Consider the following 24,525-nt stretch of genomic DNA (forward strand, 5'->3'; position numbering starts at 1 on the left):
CGCCCCATGATCGCCACCTATCCGGACCTTGCCGACAAGGTCGTCGTCGTCACCGGCGGGTCGCGCGGCATCGGCGCCCGGACCGCCCGGGCCTTCGCCGCCCAGCGGGCCGAGGTCTGCGTCGTCGGACGCGACGAGGACGCCCTCGCCTCGGTCGTCGCCGCCATCACCGAGGACGGCGGCACCGCGATCGACGCGGTGGCCGACGTCACGGACGCGACGGCCCTGGAGGCCGTACGCGACCGGGTCGAGTCCCGGCTCGGCCCGGTGGACGTGCTGGCCGCCTTCGCCGGCGGGCAGGGCATGCCCGTCGCCTCCCCGGACCTCACCGAAGAGCGCTGGCGCGAGGTCCTCGACTCCGACCTCACCTCGGCCTTCCTGACCGTCAAGGCGTTCCTCCCGGGCATGCTCGAACGCGGCCGCGGCACGATCCTGACGATGTCCTCGGCCGCGGGACGTCAGCCGAGCCAGGCCAACCTCGCCTACGGCGTCGCCAACGCCGGGCTGGTCATGCTCACCCGCCACCTGGCCGCCGAGGTCGGGCCGCGCGGAGTCCGCGTCAACTGCATCGCGCCGTCGACCATCGCCACCGAGAAGGTCGAAGCCCACATGCCCGCCGAGGTACGCGAGAAGGTCGCCGCGCTGCACCCGCTGGGCCGCATCGGCACCACCGACGACGTCGCCCAGACCGCCCTGTTCCTCGCCTCCGACGCCGCCTCCTGGCTGACCGGGCTCACCATCGACGTCTCCGGCGGCCGGATCACCGGCTGAAGACCTTGGAGGGCGCCCCCGGCACGGTCGGGGCACAGCTGCTGCGCCCAGCACAGCGGTGAGGCGAGAGAGGCGCGCTACGGGCGCGGGGCGGGAGCCGTCTCGCCGGGAGCGAGGTGCAGGGCCGCCTTGACCTGTCGGGTCCGTTCGTCGGCGAGGACCTCTGTCCGGCCCGCCTCAACGGCGTCGAACACCTGTGAGGCGATCGATTCCGGGGTGTTCTTGGCGCCGGTGACATGGCGGGCCATGTCCGTGTCGATGTAACCGCAATGTACGCCGACCACGAGGATTCCCGTGTCGTGGAGTTCGCTGCGGATTCCGTTGGTCATGGCCCAGGCGGCGGCTTTGGAAGCGGAGTACGAGCCCATCGCCGGATTGGTGAACCAGCTCGCGATGGACAGCACGTTGACGATGGCGCCGTTCCCGTTGCGGGTGAGAAGCGGTGCGAAGGCGCGGCACATGGCGAGCGTCCCGAAGTAGTTGACCTCCATTTCCGTTCTGGCGGCATCCAGCCCGGGTGCGGCCAGCAGGGGGCTGTCGGTCAGCACTCCGGCGTTGTTGACCAGCAAGGACACATCAGCGCACGTCTCGGTCGCCGCGGCCACCTGGGCAGGATCCGTTACGTCGAGGGGGACCGGAATGACGCCGGGCTCGACGACCGTCCGCGGGTCGCGTGCCCCCGCGTAGACCCGCTGCGCGCCGCGTTGCAGGAGCATCCGGGCCATCACCTGTCCCAGCCCCCGGTTCGCGCCGGTCACCAGCGCCGTCGCCCCCTGAATCCGCACGTCCACTCCCCTGACTCAGTCCTCGTTCGCGACTGCCCGACAGCGCACTATGCCACGACCGGCTTTATCGCCATAACGTTCCCTGCCGACCTGACCTGGGGATGGCGGCCCGGGCGGTCATGTCGACTCCTTCGTCGGGATGTCGGCGTTCAGTGCCGTCGCCTCATCGTCGGCGTTGGCCTCGACGATGAGGGCGGCGGCGAGCCTGGCCGTCCGTACGGCGATCTCCTCCGGCGGCAGGGATCTGCCGGTGCCCAGCCACCACGTGATGGCCTGGAGATGCATCCCCGCCAAGAGGGTGGGGACCAGGTCGTCTGCGGACTGGGGCAGGTGGTCGGCGGCCATGCCGGCGAGGGTCGCCCGCATCCTGTCGGCGAACCAGCTGCTGCCGTTCCTGCCCAGCAGCGCACCGTAGAGGCGGTGGTACCGGGCGACGTGTTCGAAGAATCCGGTCCATCGCTCGAGCGCGGGAGTGTCCGGGCCGTCGGTCATGGCGCCTCGTACCTCGGCCATGGCCTCTTCGAAGATCTGCTCCACGAGCTGGTACTTGTCGCGGTAGTTGCGGTAGAAGGCGGCCCTGCTCACCATCGCCCGCTCGGTGATCTGGCCGACCGTGACCCGCTCGAACCCGCGCTCCTCGATGAGCTCGATCAGCGCCTGCCTGAGCAGCGTGCGCGTGCGCCGGACCCGGACGTTCTCCTGAGACATTTTCGACTCCTTGTCCAGCTTGAGACAGAACAGCGAGGCTGAGACTGGTCATCCCGTACGGCCCCGGACAACATGCATCTCACGGGACAAAGTGTCTCGCTGAAAGGGTGATCATGAAAGCTCTGGTCGTCCGGGCGTACGGTGCGCCCGATTCGTTCGCCATCGAGGACCTGCCGATTCCCGAGCCCGGTCCCGGACAGCTCCAGGTCCGGGTGACCGCCGCCTCGCTCAACCCCGCCGACCTGCTGATGACCGCCGGCACCTTCCGGGAGATGGCCTCGCTGGACTTCCCGTTCGTCCCGGGCATCGACGTCGCCGGCACGGTGACCATGCTCGGCCCCGGGACGGAGGGGTTCGAGGTCGGCGATGACGTGTTCGGGTTCGGGATGCCCCCGTCGTTCGCCTCCGGTATGGGGATCCCCGCCGTCACCTCCGGAGCACTGGCCGAGTACGCGGTCTTCCAGGCCGGCCCGTACCTGGCGAAGAGACCGCCGAAGCTGAACGCCGCCGTGGCGGCCGCCCTGCCGAGTACGGGCATGACCGGGCTGGCCGTGCTGAACCTCGGACGGTTCCAGCCGGGCGAGACGGTCCTGGTGATCGGCGCGCCGGGCGGCGTCGGCAGCGTCGTCGTGCCGCTGCTGGACGAGCAGGTCACGGTGATCGCCACCGGAACCGCGGAGGACGAGGAGTACGTGCGCGGCATGGGAGCCGCCGAGATGATCGACTACCTGGAGACGGACCTGGTCGAGGAGGTCCTACACCGTCACCCCCAGGGCGTCGACGCGGTGGTGAACCTGGCGCTGACGAGCGAGGACGTGATCACGGCGACCAGGGCGCTGCGCCCCGGCGGACGCCTGCTCAGCACCACGCCGGGCACGCCGAGCCACCCCGCGGTGACCACGGTGATGGGCGCCAGCGAGCTCAAGTCGGACACGATGGCCACGATCGCCGCCCACGCCCTCGACGGCACCCTGCCCGACCGGGTGACCCGGACCTACCCGCTGAGCGACGCGGTGCGGGCCTACCGAGACCTGGCAGGCTCCCATACCCGCGGCAAGCGGGTCGTCATCGTGGACGCGGAGGCGGCCCGGTGATGCGCGCGGTCGAATACGACAAATACGGCGGCCCGGAGGAACCGCACGGCTGGGCCCTTCTCTGGCGTTGGTCGCCGCTGACCGGTCGGATGAGGCCGCCCACGACACGCTGACAGCCGTCACGAGCGGCGTTCTCATACCGTCGAATATTGGCGCGCCGCAGAGGTCATCGACACCGTGGAGGCCGCGCACGTACCCGAGGTGGCTGCGCTTCGGGAGGCTTTCCGAGAGCTGTGTGGACCGCCGGCGGGATGGCTGATCGCCCCCATCCGATGGACACCATGCCGTCGCCGTGGACACTCTGCCGTCGACATGGACGGCAGATGTCCCGGGATGTCCCGAGCCGGCCGTCAATACCGACGTCAAGAACACCAAGGCTCGTACGCCTGGCGAGGCGGCGACGCATAGGTCGGCCCTCCGCCCGGCTACAGGCCCGGGAGTTCCGTCCGGGCGGCCTCCCTGGTGCCGTCGGCGTCCGTGGCGCGGCGGGCGGCGTCGGCGGCGCGGCGGCACTGGTCCAAAGTGTGGGCGGCCAGGGCGGCGCGTACGTGGGGCAGGGACGGGGCGCTCATCGACAGGGACGTCACGCCCAGGCCGACCAGCACGCAGGCCAGTGCCGGGTCGCCGGCGGCCTCGCCGCAGACGCCGCAGCTCTTGCCCGCGTCCGCCGCCGCTTGGGCGGCCATGGCCACGAGGTCGAGGAGTGCGGGCTGCCAGGGGTCCTGGAACCGGGCCAGCGCGCCAATCTGCCGGTCCGCGGCGAAGGTGTACTGGGCTAGGTCGTTGGTGCCGAGGCTGAAGAAGTCGGCCTCGGCCGCGAGGTCCGCCGCTCGGAGCGCGGCGGCCGGGACCTCGATCATGATGCCGGCGCGGGGCAGGCCGGCCGTGCGGCAGGCCGCGGCGAAGGCGCGGGTCTCCGCGGCGTCGGCCACCATCGGGGCCATCACGCTGAGCTCGACGTCCAGGCCCTCGGCGGCGCGGGCGAGGGCGCGCAGTTGGCCCTCCAGCACGCCGGGGTGGTCCTGGAAGAGCCGCAGGCCGCGTTCGCCGAGCGCCGGGTTGGGCTCGTCGCCCGGCGGCGGCAGGAAGGCGAGGGGCTTGTCGGCCCCGGCGTCGAGCGTCCGGACCACGACGCTCGGGAACGCCTCCAGCACGGCCCGGTAGGCCGCCTCCTGCTCCTCCTCCGAGGGCGCCGTCGTACGGCCCAGGAAGAGGAACTCGGTGCGGAACAGTCCGACGCCCTCGGCCCCGCGGGCCAGGGCGGCCTCGACGTCCTTCGGCCCGCCGACATTGGCGAGCAGCGGGATGCGGTGTCCGTCGGCGGTGGTACCGGGGCCGGTCGCCCCGTCGAGTACGACCGCCCGCGCTTCGGCCGCCGCCCGGGCGACCGCGATCTCCTCGTCGGCGGGGTCCAGGTGCACCTCTCCGGAGGCTCCGTCGACGAGCACGACCGTGCCGTCGGGCAGGTCCATGCAGCCGAAGCAGGCGACCACCGCCGGCACGCCCATCGCGCGGGCGAGGATCGCGGTGTGGCTGGTCGGCCCGCCGTCCCGGGTGACGAACCCCAGGACCTTGGCCGGGTCGAGCAGGGCGGTGTCGGCCGGGGCGAGGTCTCGCGCGACCAGGACGAACGGCTCCTCGGAGTCGGGCACGCCCGGCGCCGGCACGCCCAGGAGGACCGCGACGGCCCGGTCCCGGATGTCGTCGAGGTCGGCGACCCGGGCCGCCATGTACTCTCCCGCGCCGACCAGCGTCGCGCGGAAGACGCCGAACGCGTCGTACACCGCGCGCGGCGCCGACACGCCATCGTCGATCTTCCCGGTGACCAGGTCGGCGAGCCCCGGGTCACGGGCCATCATGGCCTGGGCGTCCAGGACCTCCTGCGCCTCGCCGCCCGCACGCGCGCCGCGCTCCTCCAGGTCGGCGCCGACGGCGTCCAGCGCCGCGAGCGCACGCGCGCGTTCGGCGGCGGCGTCACCCGTGTGACGTTCGCCGGCGGGTGGTTCGGGCACGGCCCCGGAGATCGACCGCACCGGCCCGGCCGCGACGCCGGGGCTGACCCCGGTGCCGCGCAGGGCGTCAGGCACTCGGCTCGGTCACCAATCCCGCCAGCTCGTCGAGCACGGCGTCGGCGCCGTCGCCGTCCGCCTTGATCACGATCTCCTCGCCCTGCTGGGCGTCAAGGGCGAGAACGGACAGGATGCTCTTGGCGTTGACCGGGTCCTTGCCCGGCTTGGCGACGGTGACGTCCAGGGGCGTCCTCGTCGCCGCCTGGACGAACAGCGCGGCCGGCCGGGCGTGTAGCCCTACCTTCGTCTCGACCCGGACACGGCGCTCGGCCATGTGGTCCTCCCGATCATTGATCCGTCTGAGTGACCTTGTCGAGACCGCGCGGGACATCGGGGTCGATGCCGAGCCCGCGAGCCAGCGCCTCCGTTAGCAGCTGGCCGGGCACGATCAAGGCAAGGGGCGATACCCACTCTGGCAGATCCGGACCAGGTAGTGCACATGAGGTTGCTTCGGACAGGGCGCTGCCGCCTCCGACGCCGTACGCCCGCGCGCCGGCCGCGACGACCCGCTCGGCCAGGGCGACCGTGCCGGCCAGCGTCGGGCCGGAGTCGGCGGCGACCAGGAGCGCCGGCGTCTCGTCGTCGACCACGGCGATCGGGCCGTGCAGCAGGTCGGCGTAGGACAGGCCCATCGCGTGCAGGTAGCACGCCTCCTTCAGCTTGAGGGCCAGCTCGAGGGCGGTGCCGTACGCGATGCCGCGCCCGGAGACCACCACTCCCGGGACGCCCGAGAGCCCGTCGACGATCGGGGCCAGGTTGCCGGAGTCCTCGGTGGCCGCGATGAGCCGCTCGACCTCGTCGGGCGCGCGGCGCAGGTCCGCGACGTCCACGTCCGCCCCGAGCGCGATGCCGAGCACGGCCAGCGCCGCCAGCTGGGTGGTGTAGGTCTTGGTCGCGGGCACCGCGACTTCGTCACCGGCCTTCGTGACCAGCGCGACCTGCGCGGCCTCCGCCAGCGGCGACCCTTCGCCGTTGGTGACGGCGATCGTACGGGCGCCGCAGTCGGCGGCCCAGTCCAGCGACTCGACGATCTCCTCGGTCTTGCCCGACTGGCTGATCGCGACCGCGAGGACCCCGGACAGGTCGATCCGCTTCTTGTAGGTCGTGGCCACCGACGGCGAGGCGAGGGTCGCCAGTCGCCCGGCGTGCGTCTGGATCAGGTAGCTGCCGTAGACGGCGGCGTTGTCCGAGGAGCCGCGCGCGATGAACAGCACCTGGCGGGTGTCCTGCGCCAACAGGCCGATCTCGGGCATCCGGGGAAGCAGTGCGTCGAGGGTGGCGCGGAGGGCGGCGGGCTGCTCGCCGATCTCCGAACGCATGCGTGAGGTGCTCACCAGAACTTTCCCATCTTTCCGCCTGTGATCTTGTCGTTACGGCTTCGTAGCCCTGACCTGCATTGACAGTGGGATCTGACATGTGGTCTAGTCCGGACTAGACCAGTCTGAACCATACTTCAACCCCCGACATCCCTGCCAGAGGTACCCAATGGGGAAGATCGACCCCACCAGCCCCGTTCCGAAGTACTTCCAGCTTCGCGGCATCCTCCTCGAGCTGATCGACGACGCGGAGTTGCCCGTCGACGCTCCGATCCCGTCGGAGCGCGAGCTCTGCCAGCGGTTCGGGCTGTCGCGGATGACGGTCCGCCAGGCGGTCGACCACCTGGTCACCGAGGGCCGGCTGTACCGGGTCCCCGGCAAGGGCACGTTCGTCGCGCGACCGAAGATCGAGATGCCGCTGCGACTCGTCTCCTTCACCGAGGACATGCGGGCCCGCGGCCTCGAACCCGGCGCCCGCGACCTCGACCACCGCACCGTGCAGGCCAACGCCAACCTCGCCCGGGTCTTCGGCATCCCGGTGGGCACCGGCGTCCACGTCATCGAGCGCCTGCGCACCGCCGACGGGGAGCCGATGGCGGTGGAGCGCTCCCAGATCCCGGCCACCGTGGCGCCGGGCCTGCTCGACACCCCCCTGGGCGACGCCTCGCTGTACGACGTCCTGGAGAAGCGCTTCGGGGTGGTCTTCGACGCGGGTGAGCAGACCATCGAGGCGGGCCTGGCGGACGCCGCCGACGCCCGGCTCCTCGACCTGCCCCGCGGCAGCGCGGTCCTCCTGCTCCAGCGCCGGTCGTTCATGAACGGCACGTGCGTCGAGCTCGCCGTGTCGACCTACCGCGCCGACCGCTACCAACTGCGCGGCGCCCTGGAGATCCCCCGGCGCAACCACCCGGCGTCGCGCCGCTGACGCGATCCCGAACGGGTCATGCGACCCCTGCGGTTCGCCGGTGTCGCCGCGGCAACCGCCGCGAAGTCCGGGCTCGGTGACCGGGCGCTGGAGATCGAGTCGACCCGCGTGAATCAGCCGAGGAATCTGGCGATGAGTTCCTCGCGTGCACACACACCGATCTTGCGGTAGATCGATTTGAAGTGGTCATTGACGGTGTGGGGCGACATTCCCAGACGCCGGGCGATCTGTTTGGTGGCCTGCCCCTCAAGGACGCGGTCGATGACCGCGCGTTCCCTGGGGGTCAGGCCGTGCCAGAGCGCCATCGCCGGCAGCAGTTCGGTACCGGTGGCCGGTTGGATCGTCACCGCCACCGCGCTCTTTTCCTCACCGGTCATAGGCTGCGCGCGCAAGACGATCCAGCCGTGCCTGGTGGGGATGCGGGTGAGCGCGGGCGTATCCGGGTGGCGCGCGGCCTGGGTGAGGTTCCAGATGGTGCTTTCCATCGGTATGTGCGGCGCAGCGAGTGCGGGGGCGGGCAAGGTCTCCAACTCGCCGATCCACGCGCGTACCGACGGTGTGGCCGCCACGATCGTCTCGTCGGCTCCGACGACGAGCACACCCGGTGGTCGGTCGAGCCTGCTGGGCTCCGGCGGCGCGCCCGTCGCATAGCGTCTCATCGCGGCGACGACATCCCGGCCGAGCCGCTGGGCGCGGGCTGCCTCGGCCACTGAGAACGGCCGGGCTCCCCGGGGGCGAAGCAGGACCAGCCCGCCCCAGGTGGTTCCCGCCTCGACCAGCGCGATACGCAACTCGCTACCGACACCCTGGTCGGCCATCACCGCACGCATCGCGGCGTTGCGGCGCTGGCCGGGAGCGTCAGTGTTGAGGACACCCACCCGGCACGGACCCTTCACCAACTGCTCGAAGGGAACGGGATGGTCGCCATCCGGCCGGATGCGGGTCAGTCGGCGGGCTGCCGCTGGACTGTAGCCGTGCTCTCTTGCCAGGAAGCACCCGGCGCCGGTGACCGGGTCCACTGCGGCGAGCATGTACCCCTCGTGCGGTATCACCTGCCCGATCCACCGCGAGATCACCGTGCCCAGCTCCATGGCGGAGCCGACCTCCGATGCGGCACCGATCGCCGCGACACCAGACGCGCTCTCTCCAGTGCTCACCCGACCAGTATCAGCCACGCAACGCAGGCCGACGGGCACATTCCGCTATCGCTCACTGCCGCGCCACAGACTTCGCACCCGCGACAACCCCCAAGGTCCTGGGATACCTGCGCGCCTGCTGCTCGGGGGAGCGTTGAGGCTGACAGGGCGGATCACCGCCAGTTCGGCGGATGACCCCCAGGAATGGATTGGAGAGCAAGATGCGCAGATCAACCACGTTGGCGCTACTGCCGGCCATCGCCATGCTCGGCGGCTTGTGCACGGTCTCGTCGGCCTCGGCGATGCCCTCGCCTCGTCCGAAATCCCAGCGGCTCGACGACGGGGTCCTCATCAAGCCCCTGGCCGCCGGCGGCCTGTGTCTCGAAGTCGCCGACGCCAACACCGGCAACGGCGCCCTGGTCACCCTGTGGCCCTGCCGTGGCACCGACAACCAGCGGTGGACCTTCGACGCCAATGGAAGAATCAAGAGCAAGCTCCCCGGCAACAAATGCCTCGATGTCCGGACCGGGAACGGCGGCAACGGGGCCGCCATCGACCTCTACGACTGCAATGCCGCAAACGGACAGCAGTGGCACGTCGCCGGAAACAGGCTGGTCAGCGGGGTCAACGACCACTGCCTCACCGTCGTCGCCGGCAACTTCGCCGCCGGGGGCGCCGTCGTGAACTGGGAGTGCGTCGCCAGCGACGACCAAGAGTGGAGACTCTCCTGACCCACGATGTTCCAGCAGCCCTCGTGAGCCGATCTCTCGCCCCGCAACGATCTGCCGATGGCCGCCACCGGCCCCGAGGCCGGTGCCCCCACCGCGAACCGGACTCCGAAGAAGGGCTGGACCCCGGCTGCTGACACGCGACAAAGGCCCCGACCGGGAACATCCCGGCCGGGCCTCGCGATGACATCCTGAAAGCAGCTTCACCGCACCCGCCAGCGAGCACGCGGCTGGCCGGATCCGGCCAGAACGTATCACCGGGCCTTCTCAGGCCTCTTTGTGGCTGCCGCCCTCCCCGCGCGGCAGTCACCAAGGGAGGCCCGTCATGCGCAGAACCCCACCCGCACGCCGCTCTACCCCGATCCGGTTGATCCCGTACGGCTCCGGCCCGTCCCCCGAGATCGCCGTATACGGCTCACTCGCCGTCGCCCTGGACTCCAGCCCGCCACCCGGCCGGACCCGGCCACCACTCGGCGTGGCCCGGCCACCCGGCACGGCTCGGCCGCACGGCGAGGCCCCGGCACCACTCGACCAGGCCCGGTCGACCGGTGAGGCCCCGCCGCGTGGCGAGGCCCAGTCCCGTGCTGAGGCCCGACCGCCCGGCACCGCTCGACCACTCGGTGCGGCCCGGCCACGCAGTGAGGCCCAGCCGCGTGCTGAGGCCCGACCGCCCGGCACCGCTCGGCCGCTCGATGCGGCCCAGCCGACCGGCGCGGCTCAGCCGACCGGCGCTGCCCGGCCGACCAGTGCTGCCCGGCCGACCAGTGCGGCTCGGCCGCCGCTCGGCGTCGTTCGCGACGGCCGGCCCGACGTACGCGCCGACGCGCGGCTCCTCGCCCGGCTCGTCCTGGAGGTGCTGGCCGGCCTGCGCCCCTATCACCACCTGGCCGGCCGTACGACGCCGGAGCTGTTCGAGCACCTGGACGGATTCGCCGCCCGGATGCCGACGCGGACGGTCCCGCGGCTCGGCACGGTCCGGGTCTGCGCGCCCGCCCCCGGCGTCGCGGAGGTCACCGCGATCGCCACCTTCGGACCGCGGGTCCACGCCCTCGCGCTACGGCTGGAGCACGGCCGCGGCCGGTGGCGCTGCGCCGCCATCGAAACAGCGCTCCCGTCATCCTGAGGGCCCGATGCCATGCAGGCCGCCGGCCGGCCATCCGTTGGCCGGCCGTCGCCGTCGGCCGCGCTGTCCTGAGAGGCGCCGCTCCTCCCGGCTCCGGCCGGGAGGACCGCGGTCGGCGTCCCGACTCGCGCCCCAGCACAGCGCCCGTCTCGCCGACCGCGCACGTCCGGCCGGCGCAGGTCGTAGCGGCCTCGGGCGCGGCAGGCGACGGCGAAGGTCTCCGCGCCGGCGTCCTCCGGGACCTCGGTTTTTCGTGGTCGGAGACCGTGCGGAGAAGACGAACGGCCCCGGGCGGTCGCCCGGGGCCGTTCGGTCGTCGTTCGTCAGTTGTTCTTCGGGTCGCCGTGGCAGCGCTTGTACTTCTTGCCCGAGCCGCAGGGGCACGGGTCGTTGCGCGACACGTCGGCGAACGCGTCGTCGGCCTCCTCGGTGTGGGTCTCCACACCGCCCTCACCGTCGACGGTCGGCGCCGAGTAGCTGAGCGTCTGCGGCCGGGCGGACTCCTCCAGGCCCTTGGCGACGATCTCCGGCGCCTCGTCGGAGGCGACGGCCAGCTCGACCGGTGCCTCGCCGACCCCGGCCACCGCCGGAGCACGGTCCTCCTCGGCGACCTCGACCTCGAGGTTGAAGAGGTAGCCGACCGACTCCTCCTTGATGCCCTCGAGCATCGCGGTGAACATGTCGTAGCCCTCGCGCTGGTACTCGACCAGCGGGTCGCGCTGCGCCATCGCCCGCAGGCCGATGCCCTCCTGGAGGTAGTCCATCTCGTAGAGGTGCTCGCGCCACTTGCGGTCGAGGACGGACAGGATGACGCGGCGTTCCAGCTCGCGGAGCACCTCGCTGCCGAGCTCCTCCTCGCGCTTGGCGTACGCGTTCTGGGCGTCCTCGCCGATCTTCTCGGTGAGCAGCTCGGCGGTCAGCCCGGCCTGCCCGCCGGCCTCCTCGATCAGGTCGTCGGCGGCGATCGAGATCGGGTAGAGCTGCTTGAACGCCTTCCACAGCTTGTCGAGGTCCCACTCCTCCGGGAAGCCCTCGGCGGTGGCGGCGGTGACGTAGCCGGCCACGACCTCGTCGACCATGCGCGCGATCTGCTCGTGCAGGTCGGCGCCCTCGAGGACCTGGCGGCGCTCGGCGTAGATCACCTGGCGCTGGCGGTTGAGGACCTCGTCGTACTTGAGGACGTTCTTGCGGATCTCGAAGTTCTGCTGCTCTACCTGGTGCTGCGCCGACCGGATGGCGTTCGAGACGATCTTGGATTCGATCGGGACGTCGTCCGGGATGTTCAGCCGGGTCATGATCGCCTCGACCCGGGCGGAGTTGAACAGCCGCATCAGGTCGTCCTCGAGCGACAGGTAGAAGCGGGACTCGCCCGGGTCGCCCTGTCGGCCGGACCGGCCGCGCAGCTGGTTGTCGATGCGGCGCGACTCGTGGCGCTCGGTGGCCAGGACGTAGAGGCCGCCGGCCTCCTTGACCTCGTCGTGCTCTTCCTTGACCGCCTTCTTGGCCTTGTCGATCGCATCCGGCCAGGCCTTCTCGTACTCCTCCGGAGTCTCGAGCGGGGACAGGCCGCGCGTGTGCAGCTCCTTGTCGGCGATGTGGTCCGGGTTGCCGCCGAGCATGATGTCGGTGCCTCGACCGGCCATGTTCGTCGCGACCGTGACGGCGCCCTTGCGGCCCGCCTCGGCGACGATCATCGCTTCCTTCTCGTGGTACTTGGCGTTCAGCACCTCGTGCGGGACGCCGCGCCGCTTGAGCATCCGCGACAGCTTCTCGGACTTCTCGACCGAGGTGGTGCCGACCAGGACCGGCTGGCCGTTCTCGTGCCGCTCCTTGATGTCCTCGACCACGGCCTCGAACTTGGCCTGCTCCGTCTTGTAGACGACGTCGGAGACGTCCTGGCGGATCATCGGCTTGTTCGTCGGGATCGGGATGACGCCCAGCTTGTAGATCTTGTTGAACTCGGCCGCCTCAGTCTGCGCGGTACCGGTCATGCCGCCGAGCTTGTCGTACAGCCGGAAGAAGTTCTGCAGGGTGATCGTGGCGAGAGTCTGGTTCTCGTCCTTGATCGTGACGCCTTCTTTGGCCTCGATGGCCTGGTGCATGCCCTCGTTGTAACGACGGCCGTGCAGGACGCGCCCGGTGAACTCGTCGACGATCAGGACCTCGCCCGCGTTGACGATGTAGTCCTTATCCTTCCGGTACAGCTCCTTGGCCTTCAGCGCGTTGTTCAGGAAGCTGACCAGCGGCGTGTTGACCGAGTCGTACAGGTTGTCGATGCCGAGCCAGTCCTCGACCTTCTCGACGCCGGTCTCCAGGATGCCGACCGTGCGCTTCTTCTCGTCGACCTGGTAGTCGCCGTCCTCGCCCTCCGGGCCGTCGGTGGCCTTCTTGAGCCGCGGCACGATCTTGGCGAACTCGACGTACCACTTGGAGTTCTGCTCGGCCGGGCCGGAAATGATCAGCGGGGTCCGCGCCTCGTCGATGAGGATCGAGTCGACCTCGTCCACGATCGCGAAGTGGTGGCCGCGCTGGACGCACTCGTCCAGGCTCCATGCCATGTTGTCGCGCAGGTAATCGAAGCCGAACTCGTTGTTCGTGCCGTACGTGATGTCGGCCTCGTACGCCTTGCGGCGCTCCTCCGGCGTCATGTCGGCCAGGATCACTCCGACCTCGAGGCCGAGGAACTGGTGCACGCGGCCCATCCACTCGGCGTCGCGCTTGGCCAGGTAGTCGTTGACGGTGACGACGTGAACGCCCTTGCCGGACAGCGCGTTGAGGTAGGCGGGCAGCACGCAGGTCAGCGTCTTGCCCTCACCGGTGCGCATCTCGGAGATGTTGCCCATGTGCAGCGAGGCGCCGCCCATGACCTGCACGTCGAAGTGGCGCTGGCCCAGCGTGCGTTTCGCGGCCTCACGGGCGGTCGCGAACGCCTCAGGAAGTAGATCGTCGAGCGTCTCGCCATCGGCCAGGCGCTCCTTGTACGTCTCTGTGAGCGCGCGCAACTCAGCGTCGCTCATGTCGACGAAGTCTTCCTCGATGGAGTTGACCTGGTCGGCGATCCGCTTGAGCTTGCGCAGAACTTTGCCTTCGCCCGCGCGAAGGATCTTGTCGATGACTACTGGCACTCTCGGAAGCTCCTCGAACCATTCGTGGAATCGCCGGGGGTCATGTCCGACGGTGCATACACGACCCGTACGGTGTCATCGTAGGCGAGTCCAACCGTACAGCGGGACGACGTCGATATCACGGGACTCGGCCACAGCGGCCGCGCGCCCCGGGTTTATCGTTGGCTGGGCGAGGAACCGCACGACAAAGCACAACGTAGAACCGCGTTCAGCGACGGACGCGTATCCCCGGGGAGGAAAACACATGGCCGGCAGTTCTCACGGAGGCCGCCCGAGTTCGTGGGTAGCGGTCATCGTGATGTGGATCGGGTTCGCCGTCGGCGGTGTCGCGATGGTCTCCGGGCCGTCGTGGTGGCTGTTCTGGACCGGAGTCGGCATCGTCGCGGTCGGCGGTGTGATCGGCCTGATCGTGCGCATCTTCGACGACGTGATCATCGATGCTCCGCGTGTGATCCCCGAGGAGGCCCACCGGGCGGTGCTGCACGCGCGGGCCGTCGAGAGTGCCAAGGGCACCACGACCGCCACGGACGCGGCCGCCACGCACCCGCACGGCTGACCTGTCGCCCCAGGCCGGGCTCCTGTGCGGATGGCCCGGCCGGTCCCCTTGAGGCGTCAACCCGCATAAGCGTTTTGTCGGTGTCGGCCCCTACGATCGGGCCATGTCGACCCACGAGCTGACGGCCGATGAGGCGCGTCGGATCCAGTTGCACGCGCAGGGCCTCCTCGGGCGCGTCGCGCCCGCATCGGTCTCCGGGCTGCGCGGCGATCCGGACGCCCGCCGCGCGCTCGGCGCGCTCCGGCACCTCGGCGCGGTGCAGCTCGACACGATCTCCGTGCTCGCCCGATCCCACGAGCTCGTCTCCTACGCCCGGCTCGGCCCGGTCGGGCGTACGAGCGTCGAGCGGGCCTATTGGGGCGGATCCGTCGCGTTCGAGTACTGGTCGCACGCCGCCTGCATCCTGCCGATCGAGGACTGGCCGCTGTACGCCTTCCGCCGGCGTAACTACCGCCGCCGCGGCAAGCACTGGCACCGCACGCCCGAGGACGCCGTCGCCGGCGTCCTCGCCCGGCTGCGCGCCGAAGGGCCGCTCACCGTCACGGGCCTGGGCGGCGCCAAGAAGGGCGGCGAGTGGTTCGACCGTACGGACCAGAAGATCGCCGCGGAGTTCCTGCTGGCCACCGGCGAGGTGGTGTGCACGCGGCGGGAGGGCTGGCGGCGCGTGTACGACCTGCCGGAGCGGGCGATTCCGGACGAGCTGCGCCAGTGGGATCCGGACGACACCGAATGCGTGACGACGCTCATCCGGCGTGCCGCGCGGGCGCTGGGCGTCGCGACCCGGGCGGATCTGGCCGACTATGTCCGCGTCCGCGGTGAGGACGTGGACACGGCGGTCGAGGCCGCCGGGCTGATCCCGGTGACGGTCGCCGGCTGGGCGGGCGGCAACGGCGCTCAGAGCGCCGCCTGGGCACACCCGGAGGCGCTGGCCGCCGCGCCGCCGCGCGGGCGGCACCGTACGACGCTGCTGTCGCCGTTCGACTCGCTCGTCTGGGACCGCAAGCGCACCCAGCGGGTGTTCGGCTTCGACCATCGGCTCGAGGCCTACGTGCCGCGCGACAAGCGCGTGCACGGCTACTTCACCATGCCGCTCCTCGCCGGCGGGCGACTCATCGGCCGCGCCGACCCGGCGCGCGAGGGCGCCACGCTGGTGGTCCGCAAGGCGTCCCTGGAGCCGGAGGCGGTGAGCACGCCCGCCCGCGCCGAGCGCACCGCCGCTCACCTGGCCGACGCGCTGCGGGAGGCGGCCTCCTGGGTCGGGTGCGACGCCGTACGCGTGGAGCGCCTCGATCCGCCTGAGCTCGCCGCGCTGCTGAGCACCGCCTTGAAGGAGACCGGCCTCGGCTGATCCCGAAGAGCTCCTCGCGCATCGCCCGGGCCATCGCCATGAAGACGACCGGCCTCAGCGGATCGCGAGCAGCTTCTCGCCCACCGCCGAGACCGCCGTCGCCAAGGCGACCCGCCTCAGCCGACCGCGAAAAGCTTTTCACGCATCGCGCAGGCGATCTCTGTGAAAACGACGTCAGCTGATCTCGAGGAGCTTCTCCCGTACCGCGTAGACCACCGCTTCCATCCGCGAGTGCAGCTGGAGCTTCTCGAGGATGTTGCGGATGTGGTTCTTCACGGTGTTCTCGGAGATGAACAGCTCCTTGGCGATCTCCCGGTTGCCCAGGCCCCGAGCGACGAGACGGAGCACTTCCATCTCGCGCTCGGTGAGCTTGGGCGCGGGGACCTGCTGCTGCCGCTCCTCGCCGCGCTTGGCCAACGCCGCGAACTCGGTGATGAGCTTGGACGCCATCGACGGGCTGATGAACGACTGGCCGTCGTGCACGGCCCGCACCACGTCGGCGACCTCGTCGATCGAGACGTCCTTCAGCAGGTAACCGGTGGCACCCGCCTTGATCGCCTCGAAGAGGTCCTCCTCCTCGTCGCTGATCGTCAGCATGACGATCTTGGCGCTCGGCACCTGGTCCTTGATGGCGGTACACGCCTCGATGCCACCGCGACGCGGCATGCGGATGTCCATGAGCACGATGTCCGGCAGCAGATCGCCTACCTGCTCGATCGCCTCCTGGCCGTCACCGCACTGCCCGACGACCTCGACGCCGTCCTCATCCTCGAGCACCATCTCCAGACCACGGCGGAACAGGGCGTGGTCGTCGACGATCATCACGCGGATTGGATCACCGGCGACCGTGCCGCGAGTCTCGGGGGTCTCGCTCAACTCATCCTCCAAACGGTGCGCCTGCCCATGATCAAATCCTGGGCATGTCGCGGGGCTGAGATCAAGCTCGGGGAGTCCTGGGCGCCCCACCGCAGGGCGCTTCCGAGACCAGAGTGGTCGAGGCGATGGCGCGGCGCAAGCGCGAGGTCACTCTTCGACAGGTCACTCTTCTCGAAACGTCACTCTTCGACGAGCCGGATGACGCCGTAGTCCCAGCCGCGCCGACGGTATACCACGCTGGCGTCGCCGGAGTCCTTGTCTCGGAAGAGGAAGAAGTCGTGGCCGACCAGCTCCATCTCGAACAGAGCCTGGTCGATCGTCATGGGATGGGCCTTGTGGGACTTCTCGCGCACCACCAGGGGGCAGTCGCCCTCCATCGAGATGGGCACGACGCCCTCTTCGGCCTGTGGCCGCTCGGCGACCTCCTCGCGCCAGGAGTCCGCGATGTCGGTGGCGGTCTCCGTCACCGGAGCCTCGACCGGAGCCATGGCGACGGCCGTGTCGACGGTCTCCGGCGCCAGTGCCATGGCGAGGCGGGCGCGCCCGGGGCCGTGGCCTCCGTGCGGCTTGCGCCGGTCGCTCAGGCGGCGCAGGCGCGCCTCGAGCTTGCCGATGGCCATGTCGAGGGCCGCGAAACGATCGTCCGCGGCGGCCTCGGCCCGGATCACCGGACCGCGCGAGTGGATGGTGAGCTCGACCCGCTCGCGGCGGTCCGACTGCCGGGGATTGCGCTCCTGGGAGACCTCGACGTCGATCCGCATGACCTTCGGGTCCAGCTTCTCGACCTTGGAGATCTTGGTGTCCACGTGTCGGCGGAAACGGTCGTTCACATCCGTGTGACGACCCTTGACGATGATTTCCACTGGGGGACCCCCCTCCTCCCCGGTCGCTGACCTGTCAGCGACGGGAACGCCGGGCTCGGTAGCTGCTTCGGATCCGGTCATCGGTCGCCGGATCCCTAGGGGACAACACCCGCCCGGCCGACCTGGTCTTCGTCCCCACATCCGCCTGCTGAGGGTCTCGCAGCGCTCTCGCCACTACTCCCCTTCTCCCGGTCCGGAGGACATCTGATCCCCCGGCGAGGCAGGACTTACCTCTAAGCCGCACCGTGATCGGTCGACAAAAAGTCGCCTTACGTGGGCCGTTTAGCCTGCGGCTGGCATCGGCTTGCCGGGCCTGTAGAGGCTCGGCGCAACCACGGACCCGGGCGGGTGTCATGTGAGGAACGCTAACCCCTCTCCGGGCGAATGTCAGGAGGGTGGGGCGGAGAAAACCACGGATAGTCATGGATGGACGCCGTTTCGGTCCCCTGACGCGGCATTCGGGAACCTCGACGGGACCGGCCGCCCACTAGGCGAGACACGGTGGTCGACCGGCCTGAAGACGGCCTCGGACGGGCGGATTTCGCGCTTCGCGTAAGGCACGCCGTGGTGCGCCCAGAGCGCGCCACCGCTCGCGTCGGACGCGCCACGGAATGTGATCATCCGGGCCGGTCCGGGCGGGCGGCGCGCGCGGCGAGCGGCTCGACCGGCCCCTACCGGCCTGAGCGGACGCCCGAGAAGGTCGGCCGGAAATCCATTACCGAAAGTGACCGGGATCACCCGGCCCCTCGCCGTACCGGCGCGTCGCGGCCACGACCGCCGCCGCGCGCACCCGCGCGCCGGCCGCCCGCAGGGCGCGGGCCGCCTCCGCGAGCGTCGCCCCGGTGGTGATCACGTCGTCCACCACGATCACCGTGGCGCCCCGCAGGTCGCGCCGTGCCGTGAGAGCGCCCGCGAGGTTGGCCGCCCGCTCGGCCGCCGTCAGCCCGGACTGGTCGGCGACCCGCCGCCGGTGCGCCAGCACCCGGGCGACGGACACGGACGCGCCCGCCCGGGCGGCGGATACGGACGTGCCCGCCCGGGCCGTCTCGCCGGCGGCCACCTGGGCGAGACGGAGGGTCGGATCGTGCCCCCGGCGGCGTACGGAGGCACGGGAGGACGGCACCGGCACCAGCAGGACGGGGCCCTCGGTGTCGCGGGCGGCCGCCCGGACCGCCACCGCGAGACCGGCCCCGAGCGACCGGGCCAGTCCGGTGCGCCCACGCTCCTTGTGCGCCACGATCATCTGCCGCACCGCGCCGGTGTACGCCGCGACGGCCCAGGGGCGTGGCAGACCGGGCGGCACGGGCCGGGGCGGGCACACCCGGGCGGGGCCGCCGAGCAGGGCGGCGCAGGCGGCGCACAGCGGCCCGCCGGCGTCGTCACATCCGGCGCACCGCTGGGACAGCACGAGATCGAGGGCGGCGCCGAGGAATCCCACGGATCGAGCCTGCCGGTGCCCGCCCGGCGACCACCAGCCCTCTCAGCGGGCCTGTGGACAACGCTGGCGGCCTCCACCGGATGTGAGCGGCCAAAGGCGCGGTGCGGCGGCGTAAGCGGCCAGAGCGTCGTGTAGACGGCTCACGGCCGGATCGAGCGCGAGGTGGTACGGGCCACCGAGGACGCGGAACTGCTGCCGGTCGCGCACGCTTGGGGGCGTGAGCGAACTCGACCGACTGAAACCGGTCGCGTTCCTGCGGCGCAGCCGCCCGGTCCACCCGGCCGACACACCCGTGTGAGCGGCCACGATGTGCACAGCCTCAGAGCCCGGCGTGAGCGGCGACCAGGCCCCCAACGGCCTGACATGAGTCGACGGGCGGCCCGCGAGCTACACAACGCGTACGGGAAGCCCCGAGCCCGGTGTGAGCGGTCTCAGCCGGCGTAGGCGGGGTCGGAGGTGCCGTTGTAGCACTTCCACTCGTCGAACCGGTCGCTGAGCCGGCAGACGTTGAGGGTCTTGGCGTTGGGCGACGCCGAGCCCGTGACGCGCTGGGTGACCAGCAGCGGCGAGCCGGGAGAGGCCGCGACCGTGGTCATCTCCCCGCCCGGGCCGATCATCGGCGAGATGGGGGCGCCGCTCACCGGCACGTCGAACAGCGAGGGGGACGGGTTCGCGTTCGTCATGCCGACGACCGCGAGATGGTCGGTGGCGCTCCAGGCGAGGTCGATGGCGCTCTGCAGCTCCGAGCTGATCGCGATGAACCCCTCCGCCTGCAGGCCGCCGGACGGGGCCCGGTCGACCCGGCCGAGCTGGACCTGCCAGCGGCCGTCGACCTTCACGATCACGGCGGCGCGGGTGCCGTCGCGGGAGATGCGCAGGGCCTTCACCGGGTACGGCGTGAGCGCCCAGCCGTCCACCGGGGCGGGCCGGGTGCCGCCCTCGATCACCCAGAGACGGGAACCGGTGGCGGTGGACTCGGCCACCCAGACGTTGCCCCGGGAGTCCCAGGACGGGGTGGTGAAGGTGCCGTCCTTCGCGGTGGCGTGCAGTGTCGTCCGGGTGGCTCCCCCGAGCAGGTCGGTGACGGTGACCGTGTCCGCCGCGGCGTTCAGGGCGGCGACCTGCCGGTGGTCGTAGGAGATCGCGGGGTGGGCGACCTGGAGCTTGGACAGGACGACCTGCGCGCCGCCGCCGTCCAAGTGGCCGAGCCGCCCGTCGGCGCGGCGGACGTAGGCCGGCTGAGGTTCGCCGCTGCCGTCCGGGTCGAAGGCCTCCCAGTCCCGCGTCGACTGCAGTGTCCCGCTCACTCCGGGGACGTCGATCGTCTTGCCGTCGATCTTCAGCTGCATCTGCTGGACCTCGCGGAGCTGCCGCAGCGTCCACATCAGCTGGATCGACATGTTCCGCAGGTTGCCGGCGCGTGCCTGGCGGCTCAGGTTGACGGTGGCCACGCCGCCCTCGACCTTCAGGTCACGCAGTGTGGTGCCGGCCGGGAACTCCGATCGTACGGAGGCGTTCTTGAGCCACGTCGTCGGCCCGGCGATCAGCTGCTTCACGAGCTGGGTCGCCAGCCACGACCGGCTGACGAGCGGGATGAACACCGGGTTGGGCACGAGCACCTGCGCGTCGGGCGCGAAGAAGTACAGGTCGAGGGTGCGGAACGCACGGGTGACGTCGTCGCGGCTGAGCAGCAGCTCCGGCGGGAACGGCTCGGTGATGCGCCACTGCTTCTGGGCGTCCTGACGCAGGTGGAAGACCTGCTTGAAAGCCCGCCGGTCCGCGATGTACTGCCCGTCGGCGCCGATCTTGCCGAGCTGGGTGCCCTGGAGCGTGACCGTCGCCCGCCCCGGGCCGTCGTCCTCGGAGGCCGGGGTGTCGAGCTGGTCGTAGACGATCGACGCGGCCCCCGGCTTCCAGCAGGACGCGCAGGCGAGGTACGAACGGGCGACCTGGTGCTCACCGTTCTGCCCGTCGAAGCTGGACGAGGCCGTACGGAAGCCCTGGACGATCATGGTGGGAGGCCAGTCGCGGTCGGGTCCGACCGGGATGATCCGGACGTACGGATCGTCGATCGGCTGCTCCACGCCACCGGCGTTGCCGCTCAGCACCCGGCCGCCCTGCGGGACGCCGACGCAGCCGCCCGCCAGGAGCGTCACGAGAACGACCGTGAAGATCCGGAACCTCACGCGTCCGCCTCCAGTTCCAGCTCGGCGTACGGCGCGCGCTGCAGTTCGATCTCCGGTGGGACGAGCGGGAGCGGCGATCCGCGCAGCTCGGCCCCTGCCACCCGGGGCAGCGACAGCCGGAACTGCGACCCCTTGTCCGGCTCGCCCCACGCCTGCAGCCAGCCGCCGTGCAGCTGGGCGTCCTCCATCGAGATCGACAGCCCGAGGCCGGTGCCGCCCGTCGTACGGGCGCGCGCCGGGTCGGCGCGCCAGAACCGGTCGAACACCATGTTCGTCTCGCCGGGCCGCAGACCGCAGCCGTGGTCGCGGACGGCGATGGCGACGGCGTCGCGGTCCGCGGCGACGCTGACGATGACGTCCTTGCCCTCGCCGTGCTCGATCGCGTTGACGAGGAGGTTGCGCAGGATGCGTTCGATGCGGCGGCGGTCGACCTCGGCCATGGTCGCCTCGCCCGGCAACTGCTGAATGATCTTGCTGCCCTTGCGCTCCGCCAGATCCTCGGTGTAGCCGACGGCCCGGAGCACGAGGTCGCGGACGTCCATGGGCTCGATGTCGAGCGTGGCGGCCCCGGCGTCGTACCGGCTGATCTCCAGCAGGTCGGCCAGCAGCCCTTCGAAGCGTTCCAACTGGCTGTGCAGCAGCTCGGCGGAGCGGGCCGCCATCGGGTCGAAGTCCTCGCGCGCCTCGTACAGCACCTCGGAGGCCATCCGGACCGTGGTCAGCGGTGTGCGCAGCTCGTGGGAGACGTCCGAGACGAACTGGCGCTGGACCTGCGACAGCTCCTGCAGCTGGACGATCTTCTCCTGGAGGTTGGCCGCCATGTCGTTGAAGGAGGTGGCGAGCCGGGCCAGGTCGTCCTCGCCGCGGACCTTCATCCGCTCCTCGAGCCGGCCCGCGGCAAGGCGCTCGGCCGCCTGAGCCGCCATGCGCACCGGGACGACCACCTGACGCGTGACGATCGAGGCGATCGCCGCGAGCAGCAGCACGAGCGCCGCGCCGACGCCGAGGATGGTCTGCTGGACGACCTCCAGGCTCTGCCGCTCCTGCGTCAGCGGGAACAGGTAGTACAGCTGGTAGCGGCTCAGCTTGGTGCCGACGATCAGGCCGGGCTTCGCGGACCCGTCGTCATAGGTGAGCGTGCCGTACGTCCGGTAGGGCTTGCTCGCGTCCGACTGCTCGACCTGGTGCATCAGCACCGCCGGGACGCTCTTCAGCCGGATCCAGTTGGAGCTGAAGCCGACGCTGCCGGGGTCGTCACGGTCGAGGATGATCACCTCGTAGAGGCCGGACGGGCCGCTCCGGTGGGCGAGCGTGGTGACGATCGAGTTGAGCCTGCTCTTGGTGGTCTCGGAGTTGTCCGAGCCGCCGCCGGCCAGCTGCCGCTGTGCGACGCCCACGCCCTCGTCGAGCTGGAGCAGCGCCGCGCGCTCCTTGGCCTCCAGCAGCGCGGTGGTGATCTGCTGCATGAGGAAGACGCCGAGCACCGCCACGACCAGGGCGGACACGACGAGCGTCGTCGTCACGACCCGGGCCTGCAGCGACCGGCGCCACCTGACGTACGCCGTGCGCAACGCCGCACGGACGGACCGGCGGACCACTCGCAGGCCGCGGCGGGCCGCCGACGTCAGCGTGATCCACGCTTTCATGGACTACTCGCGGGGGGGTCGAAGAGCCGTTATGCCGGGCCCGCCTTGTATCCGACGCCGCGCACGGTCACGACGATCTCCGGATGCTCGGGGTCCTTCTCGATCTTCGCGCGGAGCCGCTGGACGTGGACGTTGACCAGCCGCGTGTCGGCGGCGTGCCGGTAGCCCCACACCTGTTCGAGCAGCACCTCGCGGGTGAACACCTGACGCGGCTTGCGGGCCAGCGCGACCAGCAGGTCGAACTCCAGCGGCGTCAGCGGGATGTGCCGGTCGCCCCGCTTCACCGAGTGGCCCGCCACGTCGATCGAGATGTCACCGATCTGGAGCAGCTCCGGCGTCGGGTCGTCGGTGCGGCGCAGCCGGGCGCGCACCCGCGCGACCAGTTCCTTCGGCTTGAACGGCTTGACGATGTAGTCGTCGGCGCCGGATTCGAGGCCGAGGACGACGTCGACCGTGTCGCTCTTGGCGGTCAGCATCACGATCGGCACGCCGGACTCGGCGCGGATCTGACGGCACACGTCGATCCCGTCGATGCCGGGGAGCATCAGGTCCAGCAGCACGAGGTCGGGCCGGGTCTCCCGGAATGCCTCGAGTGCCTTGTCACCGTCGTGCACGAACGATGGCTCGAAGCCTTCGCCGCGGAGCACGATGCCGAGCATCTCGGCCAGAGCCAGGTCGTCATCGACGACCAGCACGCGTCCCTTCATGACCCCTCATCGTCGCGTTTGGGGAGGCGGTCGCCCAGGGCTGCCAGGCTACCTTCGTTTACCTGCGCGATGACCCCACGCTCGGTGACGATGGCATTCACCAGGTCGCCCGGAGTCACATCGAACGCCGGATTGTAGACAGGACTCCCGAGCGGCGCTGCGGGTTGACCGGCGATCGTAGTGACTTCCACCGGATCGCGCTGTTCGATCGGAATATCGCTCCCGGACCGTGCCTCAAGATCAACGGTACTCGTCGGCGCGACCACCACGAACGGCACACCGTGGTGGTGCGCCAGCACCGCCAGGGAGTACGTCCCGACCTTGTTGGCCACGCTCCCGTCCCGCGCGATGCGGTCGGCCCCCACCACGACCAGGTCGACCTCGCCGGCGGCGAAGAGCGAGGCCGCAGCGCCGTCCGGCAGCACGGTGTACGGCAGGCCGTGGCGTCCGGCCTCGTAGGCCGTGAGTCGCGCCCCCTGCAGCAGGGGACGCGTCTCGTCGACCCACAGCATCTTGAGCCGGCCCGCGCGATGCGCCGCGACCACCACCGCCAGGGCCGTGCCGTCGCCGCCCGCGGCGAGTGCACCGGTGTTGCAGTGCGTCAGGATCCGGCCGCCTTCGGGCACCAGTGTCAGCCCGTGCGCCGCCATCAGGGCGGACGCCTCCGCCTCCTCGGCCGCGATGGCATGCGCCTCGGACAGCGCCGAACGCCCCTCCTCGTACGCCTGGAGCACGCGCTCGGCGCCCCGGGCGAGGTTCACCGCGGTGGGCCGGGCGCCGGCGAGCACCCGCGCGGCCGCCGGGACGTCCTGGCCGAGCGCGGCGGCCAGCGCGACGCCGTACCCCCCGGCGATGCCGAGCAACGGGGCGCCACGGACGGCGAGACTCTTGATCGCCGCGACGACGGCGGGAACATCGCGGCAGACCAGAACGACCTCCTCACGCGGAAGCCGCGTCTGGTCGAGTAAAGCGAGCGCGGGCCCCTCGGGCGGCTCACACCACCGCAGCACGTCCACGAGCCCAAGTGTGCCTCAAACGCCGAACCTGCGGAGATCGCATACCGAAAGCGGCCTACCGGCGGCCTTCAGGTCCGGTGTCCGAAACCCACCCGTCGGCTCGCTCCGC

The 24,525-nt window shown here is 70.9% G+C and carries 21 protein-coding genes; 7 read left to right on the plus strand and 14 right to left on the minus strand.

The window, feature by feature from the left end; translation table 11 throughout:
* The first annotated feature begins 6 nt into the window (after nucleotides 1–6).
* Entirely contained in the window at nucleotides 7–771 is a 765-nt protein-coding gene (locus ACQP2O_RS46275; protein WP_433175915.1) for an SDR family NAD(P)-dependent oxidoreductase, read from the plus strand.
* A gap of 77 nt (nucleotides 772–848) precedes the next feature.
* Here ACQP2O_RS46275 and ACQP2O_RS46280 read toward each other — a convergent pair whose 3' ends face one another.
* Nucleotides 849–1,556 (minus strand): SDR family oxidoreductase, encoded by a 708-nt coding sequence (locus ACQP2O_RS46280; RefSeq protein WP_433175916.1) that lies wholly within the window; start codon nucleotides 1,554–1,556, stop codon nucleotides 849–851.
* Between the two features lie 117 nt (nucleotides 1,557–1,673).
* Entirely contained in the window at nucleotides 1,674–2,264 is a 591-nt protein-coding gene (locus tag ACQP2O_RS46285; RefSeq protein WP_433175917.1) for a TetR/AcrR family transcriptional regulator, read from the minus strand.
* Nucleotides 2,265–2,377: 113 nt separating this feature from the next.
* On the opposite strand from ACQP2O_RS46285, the gene ACQP2O_RS46290 reads away from it, so the two are divergent.
* Nucleotides 2,378–3,358 (plus strand): NADP-dependent oxidoreductase, encoded by a 981-nt coding sequence (locus ACQP2O_RS46290; protein ID WP_433175918.1) that lies wholly within the window; start codon nucleotides 2,378–2,380, stop codon nucleotides 3,356–3,358.
* A gap of 425 nt (nucleotides 3,359–3,783) precedes the next feature.
* Here the strand turns inward: ACQP2O_RS46290 and ptsP are convergent, their stop codons facing one another.
* From ptsP to ACQP2O_RS46305, 3 genes are read right to left on the minus strand one after another with little or no spacing between them, the layout of a single operon-like run.
* Nucleotides 3,784–5,445 (minus strand): phosphoenolpyruvate--protein phosphotransferase, encoded by a 1,662-nt coding sequence (gene ptsP / locus ACQP2O_RS46295; RefSeq protein ID WP_433175919.1) that lies wholly within the window; start codon nucleotides 5,443–5,445, stop codon nucleotides 3,784–3,786.
* The gene (locus tag ACQP2O_RS46300; protein ID WP_433175920.1) at nucleotides 5,438–5,701 is read right to left on the minus strand and encodes an HPr family phosphocarrier protein; all 264 of its coding nucleotides are present in this window, start codon (nucleotides 5,699–5,701) and stop codon (nucleotides 5,438–5,440) included. Before ACQP2O_RS46300 ends, ptsP begins: the two co-directional genes overlap by 8 nt.
* 13 nt (nucleotides 5,702–5,714) lie before the next feature.
* The gene (locus tag ACQP2O_RS46305) at nucleotides 5,715–6,746 is read right to left on the minus strand and encodes an SIS domain-containing protein (protein ID WP_433191380.1); all 1,032 of its coding nucleotides are present in this window, start codon (nucleotides 6,744–6,746) and stop codon (nucleotides 5,715–5,717) included.
* A 166-nt stretch (nucleotides 6,747–6,912) separates the two neighbouring features.
* On the opposite strand from ACQP2O_RS46305, the gene ACQP2O_RS46310 reads away from it, so the two are divergent.
* A complete protein-coding gene (locus ACQP2O_RS46310) occupies nucleotides 6,913–7,668 on the plus strand; it encodes a GntR family transcriptional regulator (protein ID WP_433175921.1) in 756 nt (251 codons plus the stop codon).
* 113 nt (nucleotides 7,669–7,781) lie between these two features.
* Here ACQP2O_RS46310 and ACQP2O_RS46315 read toward each other — a convergent pair whose 3' ends face one another.
* The gene (locus ACQP2O_RS46315; RefSeq protein ID WP_433175922.1) at nucleotides 7,782–8,825 is read right to left on the minus strand and encodes a response regulator transcription factor; all 1,044 of its coding nucleotides are present in this window, start codon (nucleotides 8,823–8,825) and stop codon (nucleotides 7,782–7,784) included.
* Between the two features lie 200 nt (nucleotides 8,826–9,025).
* Here ACQP2O_RS46315 and ACQP2O_RS46320 point away from each other — a divergent pair, with 200 nt between their 5' ends.
* Together ACQP2O_RS46320 and ACQP2O_RS46325 are read left to right on the plus strand one after the other, a co-directional pair.
* Nucleotides 9,026–9,535: an RICIN domain-containing protein gene (locus ACQP2O_RS46320; protein ID WP_433175923.1), complete on the plus strand. Its 510-nt coding sequence runs from the start codon at nucleotides 9,026–9,028 to the stop codon at nucleotides 9,533–9,535.
* Between the two features lie 322 nt (nucleotides 9,536–9,857).
* The gene (locus tag ACQP2O_RS46325; RefSeq protein ID WP_433175924.1) at nucleotides 9,858–10,655 is read left to right on the plus strand and encodes an Rv3235 family protein; all 798 of its coding nucleotides are present in this window, start codon (nucleotides 9,858–9,860) and stop codon (nucleotides 10,653–10,655) included.
* Nucleotides 10,656–10,978: 323 nt separating this feature from the next.
* On the opposite strand, the gene secA is transcribed toward ACQP2O_RS46325, so the two are convergent.
* On the minus strand, nucleotides 10,979–13,780 hold the full coding sequence (gene secA, locus ACQP2O_RS46330) for a preprotein translocase subunit SecA (RefSeq protein ID WP_433175925.1): 2,802 nt from the start codon (nucleotides 13,778–13,780) through the stop codon (nucleotides 10,979–10,981).
* A gap of 244 nt (nucleotides 13,781–14,024) precedes the next feature.
* Here secA and ACQP2O_RS46335 point away from each other — a divergent pair, with 244 nt between their 5' ends.
* The gene (locus ACQP2O_RS46335) at nucleotides 14,025–14,336 is read left to right on the plus strand and encodes an HGxxPAAW family protein (RefSeq protein ID WP_433175926.1); all 312 of its coding nucleotides are present in this window, start codon (nucleotides 14,025–14,027) and stop codon (nucleotides 14,334–14,336) included.
* Between the two features lie 103 nt (nucleotides 14,337–14,439).
* Entirely contained in the window at nucleotides 14,440–15,684 is a 1,245-nt protein-coding gene (locus ACQP2O_RS46340) for a winged helix-turn-helix domain-containing protein (protein WP_433175927.1), read from the plus strand.
* A 174-nt stretch (nucleotides 15,685–15,858) separates the two neighbouring features.
* Here the strand turns inward: ACQP2O_RS46340 and ACQP2O_RS46345 are convergent, their stop codons facing one another.
* The 7 genes from ACQP2O_RS46345 to mtnA form a co-directional block, all read right to left on the minus strand.
* The gene (locus ACQP2O_RS46345; protein ID WP_425551308.1) at nucleotides 15,859–16,560 is read right to left on the minus strand and encodes a response regulator; all 702 of its coding nucleotides are present in this window, start codon (nucleotides 16,558–16,560) and stop codon (nucleotides 15,859–15,861) included.
* Between the two features lie 179 nt (nucleotides 16,561–16,739).
* Nucleotides 16,740–17,423, minus strand: a complete 684-nt coding sequence (gene hpf, locus ACQP2O_RS46350) for a ribosome hibernation-promoting factor, HPF/YfiA family (RefSeq protein ID WP_433175929.1) — start codon at nucleotides 17,421–17,423, stop codon at nucleotides 16,740–16,742.
* A gap of 715 nt (nucleotides 17,424–18,138) precedes the next feature.
* Nucleotides 18,139–18,861 (minus strand): ComF family protein, encoded by a 723-nt coding sequence (locus tag ACQP2O_RS46355; protein WP_433175930.1) that lies wholly within the window; start codon nucleotides 18,859–18,861, stop codon nucleotides 18,139–18,141.
* 431 nt (nucleotides 18,862–19,292) lie between these two features.
* Nucleotides 19,293–21,047: an LpqB family beta-propeller domain-containing protein gene (locus ACQP2O_RS46360; RefSeq protein ID WP_433175931.1), complete on the minus strand. Its 1,755-nt coding sequence runs from the start codon at nucleotides 21,045–21,047 to the stop codon at nucleotides 19,293–19,295.
* Nucleotides 21,044–22,693 carry an MtrAB system histidine kinase MtrB gene (gene mtrB, locus ACQP2O_RS46365; RefSeq protein ID WP_433175932.1) on the minus strand — a complete coding sequence of 550 codons (1,650 nt, stop codon included), beginning with the start codon at nucleotides 22,691–22,693 and terminating at the stop codon, nucleotides 21,044–21,046. Before mtrB ends, ACQP2O_RS46360 begins: the two co-directional genes overlap by 4 nt.
* A gap of 29 nt (nucleotides 22,694–22,722) precedes the next feature.
* Nucleotides 22,723–23,400, minus strand: coding sequence for an MtrAB system response regulator MtrA (gene mtrA / locus ACQP2O_RS46370; RefSeq protein ID WP_345440511.1), 678 nt, complete (start codon nucleotides 23,398–23,400; stop codon nucleotides 22,723–22,725).
* On the minus strand, nucleotides 23,397–24,416 hold the full coding sequence (gene mtnA / locus ACQP2O_RS46375) for an S-methyl-5-thioribose-1-phosphate isomerase (protein WP_433175933.1): 1,020 nt from the start codon (nucleotides 24,414–24,416) through the stop codon (nucleotides 23,397–23,399). Before mtnA ends, mtrA begins: the two co-directional genes overlap by 4 nt.
* Nucleotides 24,417–24,525 lie beyond the last annotated feature (109 nt).

It is taken from the genome of Actinoallomurus sp. CA-150999 (assembly GCF_050942425.1).
In the GTDB taxonomy this organism is placed as follows: domain Bacteria; phylum Actinomycetota; class Actinomycetes; order Streptosporangiales; family Streptosporangiaceae; genus Actinoallomurus.

Bases quoted from the DNA above. Each gene is read 5' to 3' on its own strand.
- ACQP2O_RS46325 (WP_433175924.1), top strand. From the start codon at position 9,858: ATGCGCAGAACCCCACCCGCACGCCGCTCTACCCCGATCCGGTTGATC.
- mtrB (WP_433175932.1), bottom strand. From the start codon at position 22,693: ATGAAAGCGTGGATCACGCTGACGTCGGCGGCCCGCCGCGGCCTGCGA.
- ACQP2O_RS46310 (WP_433175921.1), top strand. From the start codon at position 6,913: ATGGGGAAGATCGACCCCACCAGCCCCGTTCCGAAGTACTTCCAGCTT.
- ACQP2O_RS46275 (WP_433175915.1), top strand. From the start codon at position 7: ATGATCGCCACCTATCCGGACCTTGCCGACAAGGTCGTCGTCGTCACC.
- ACQP2O_RS46300 (WP_433175920.1), bottom strand. From the start codon at position 5,701: ATGGCCGAGCGCCGTGTCCGGGTCGAGACGAAGGTAGGGCTACACGCC.
- ACQP2O_RS46285 (WP_433175917.1), bottom strand. From the start codon at position 2,264: ATGTCTCAGGAGAACGTCCGGGTCCGGCGCACGCGCACGCTGCTCAGG.
- ACQP2O_RS46340 (WP_433175927.1), top strand. From the start codon at position 14,440: ATGTCGACCCACGAGCTGACGGCCGATGAGGCGCGTCGGATCCAGTTG.
- mtrA (WP_345440511.1), bottom strand. From the start codon at position 23,400: ATGAAGGGACGCGTGCTGGTCGTCGATGACGACCTGGCTCTGGCCGAG.
- ACQP2O_RS46290 (WP_433175918.1), top strand. From the start codon at position 2,378: ATGAAAGCTCTGGTCGTCCGGGCGTACGGTGCGCCCGATTCGTTCGCC.
- ACQP2O_RS46305 (WP_433191380.1), bottom strand. From the start codon at position 6,746: ATGCGTTCGGAGATCGGCGAGCAGCCCGCCGCCCTCCGCGCCACCCTC.
- ACQP2O_RS46320 (WP_433175923.1), top strand. From the start codon at position 9,026: ATGCGCAGATCAACCACGTTGGCGCTACTGCCGGCCATCGCCATGCTC.
- ACQP2O_RS46335 (WP_433175926.1), top strand. From the start codon at position 14,025: ATGGCCGGCAGTTCTCACGGAGGCCGCCCGAGTTCGTGGGTAGCGGTC.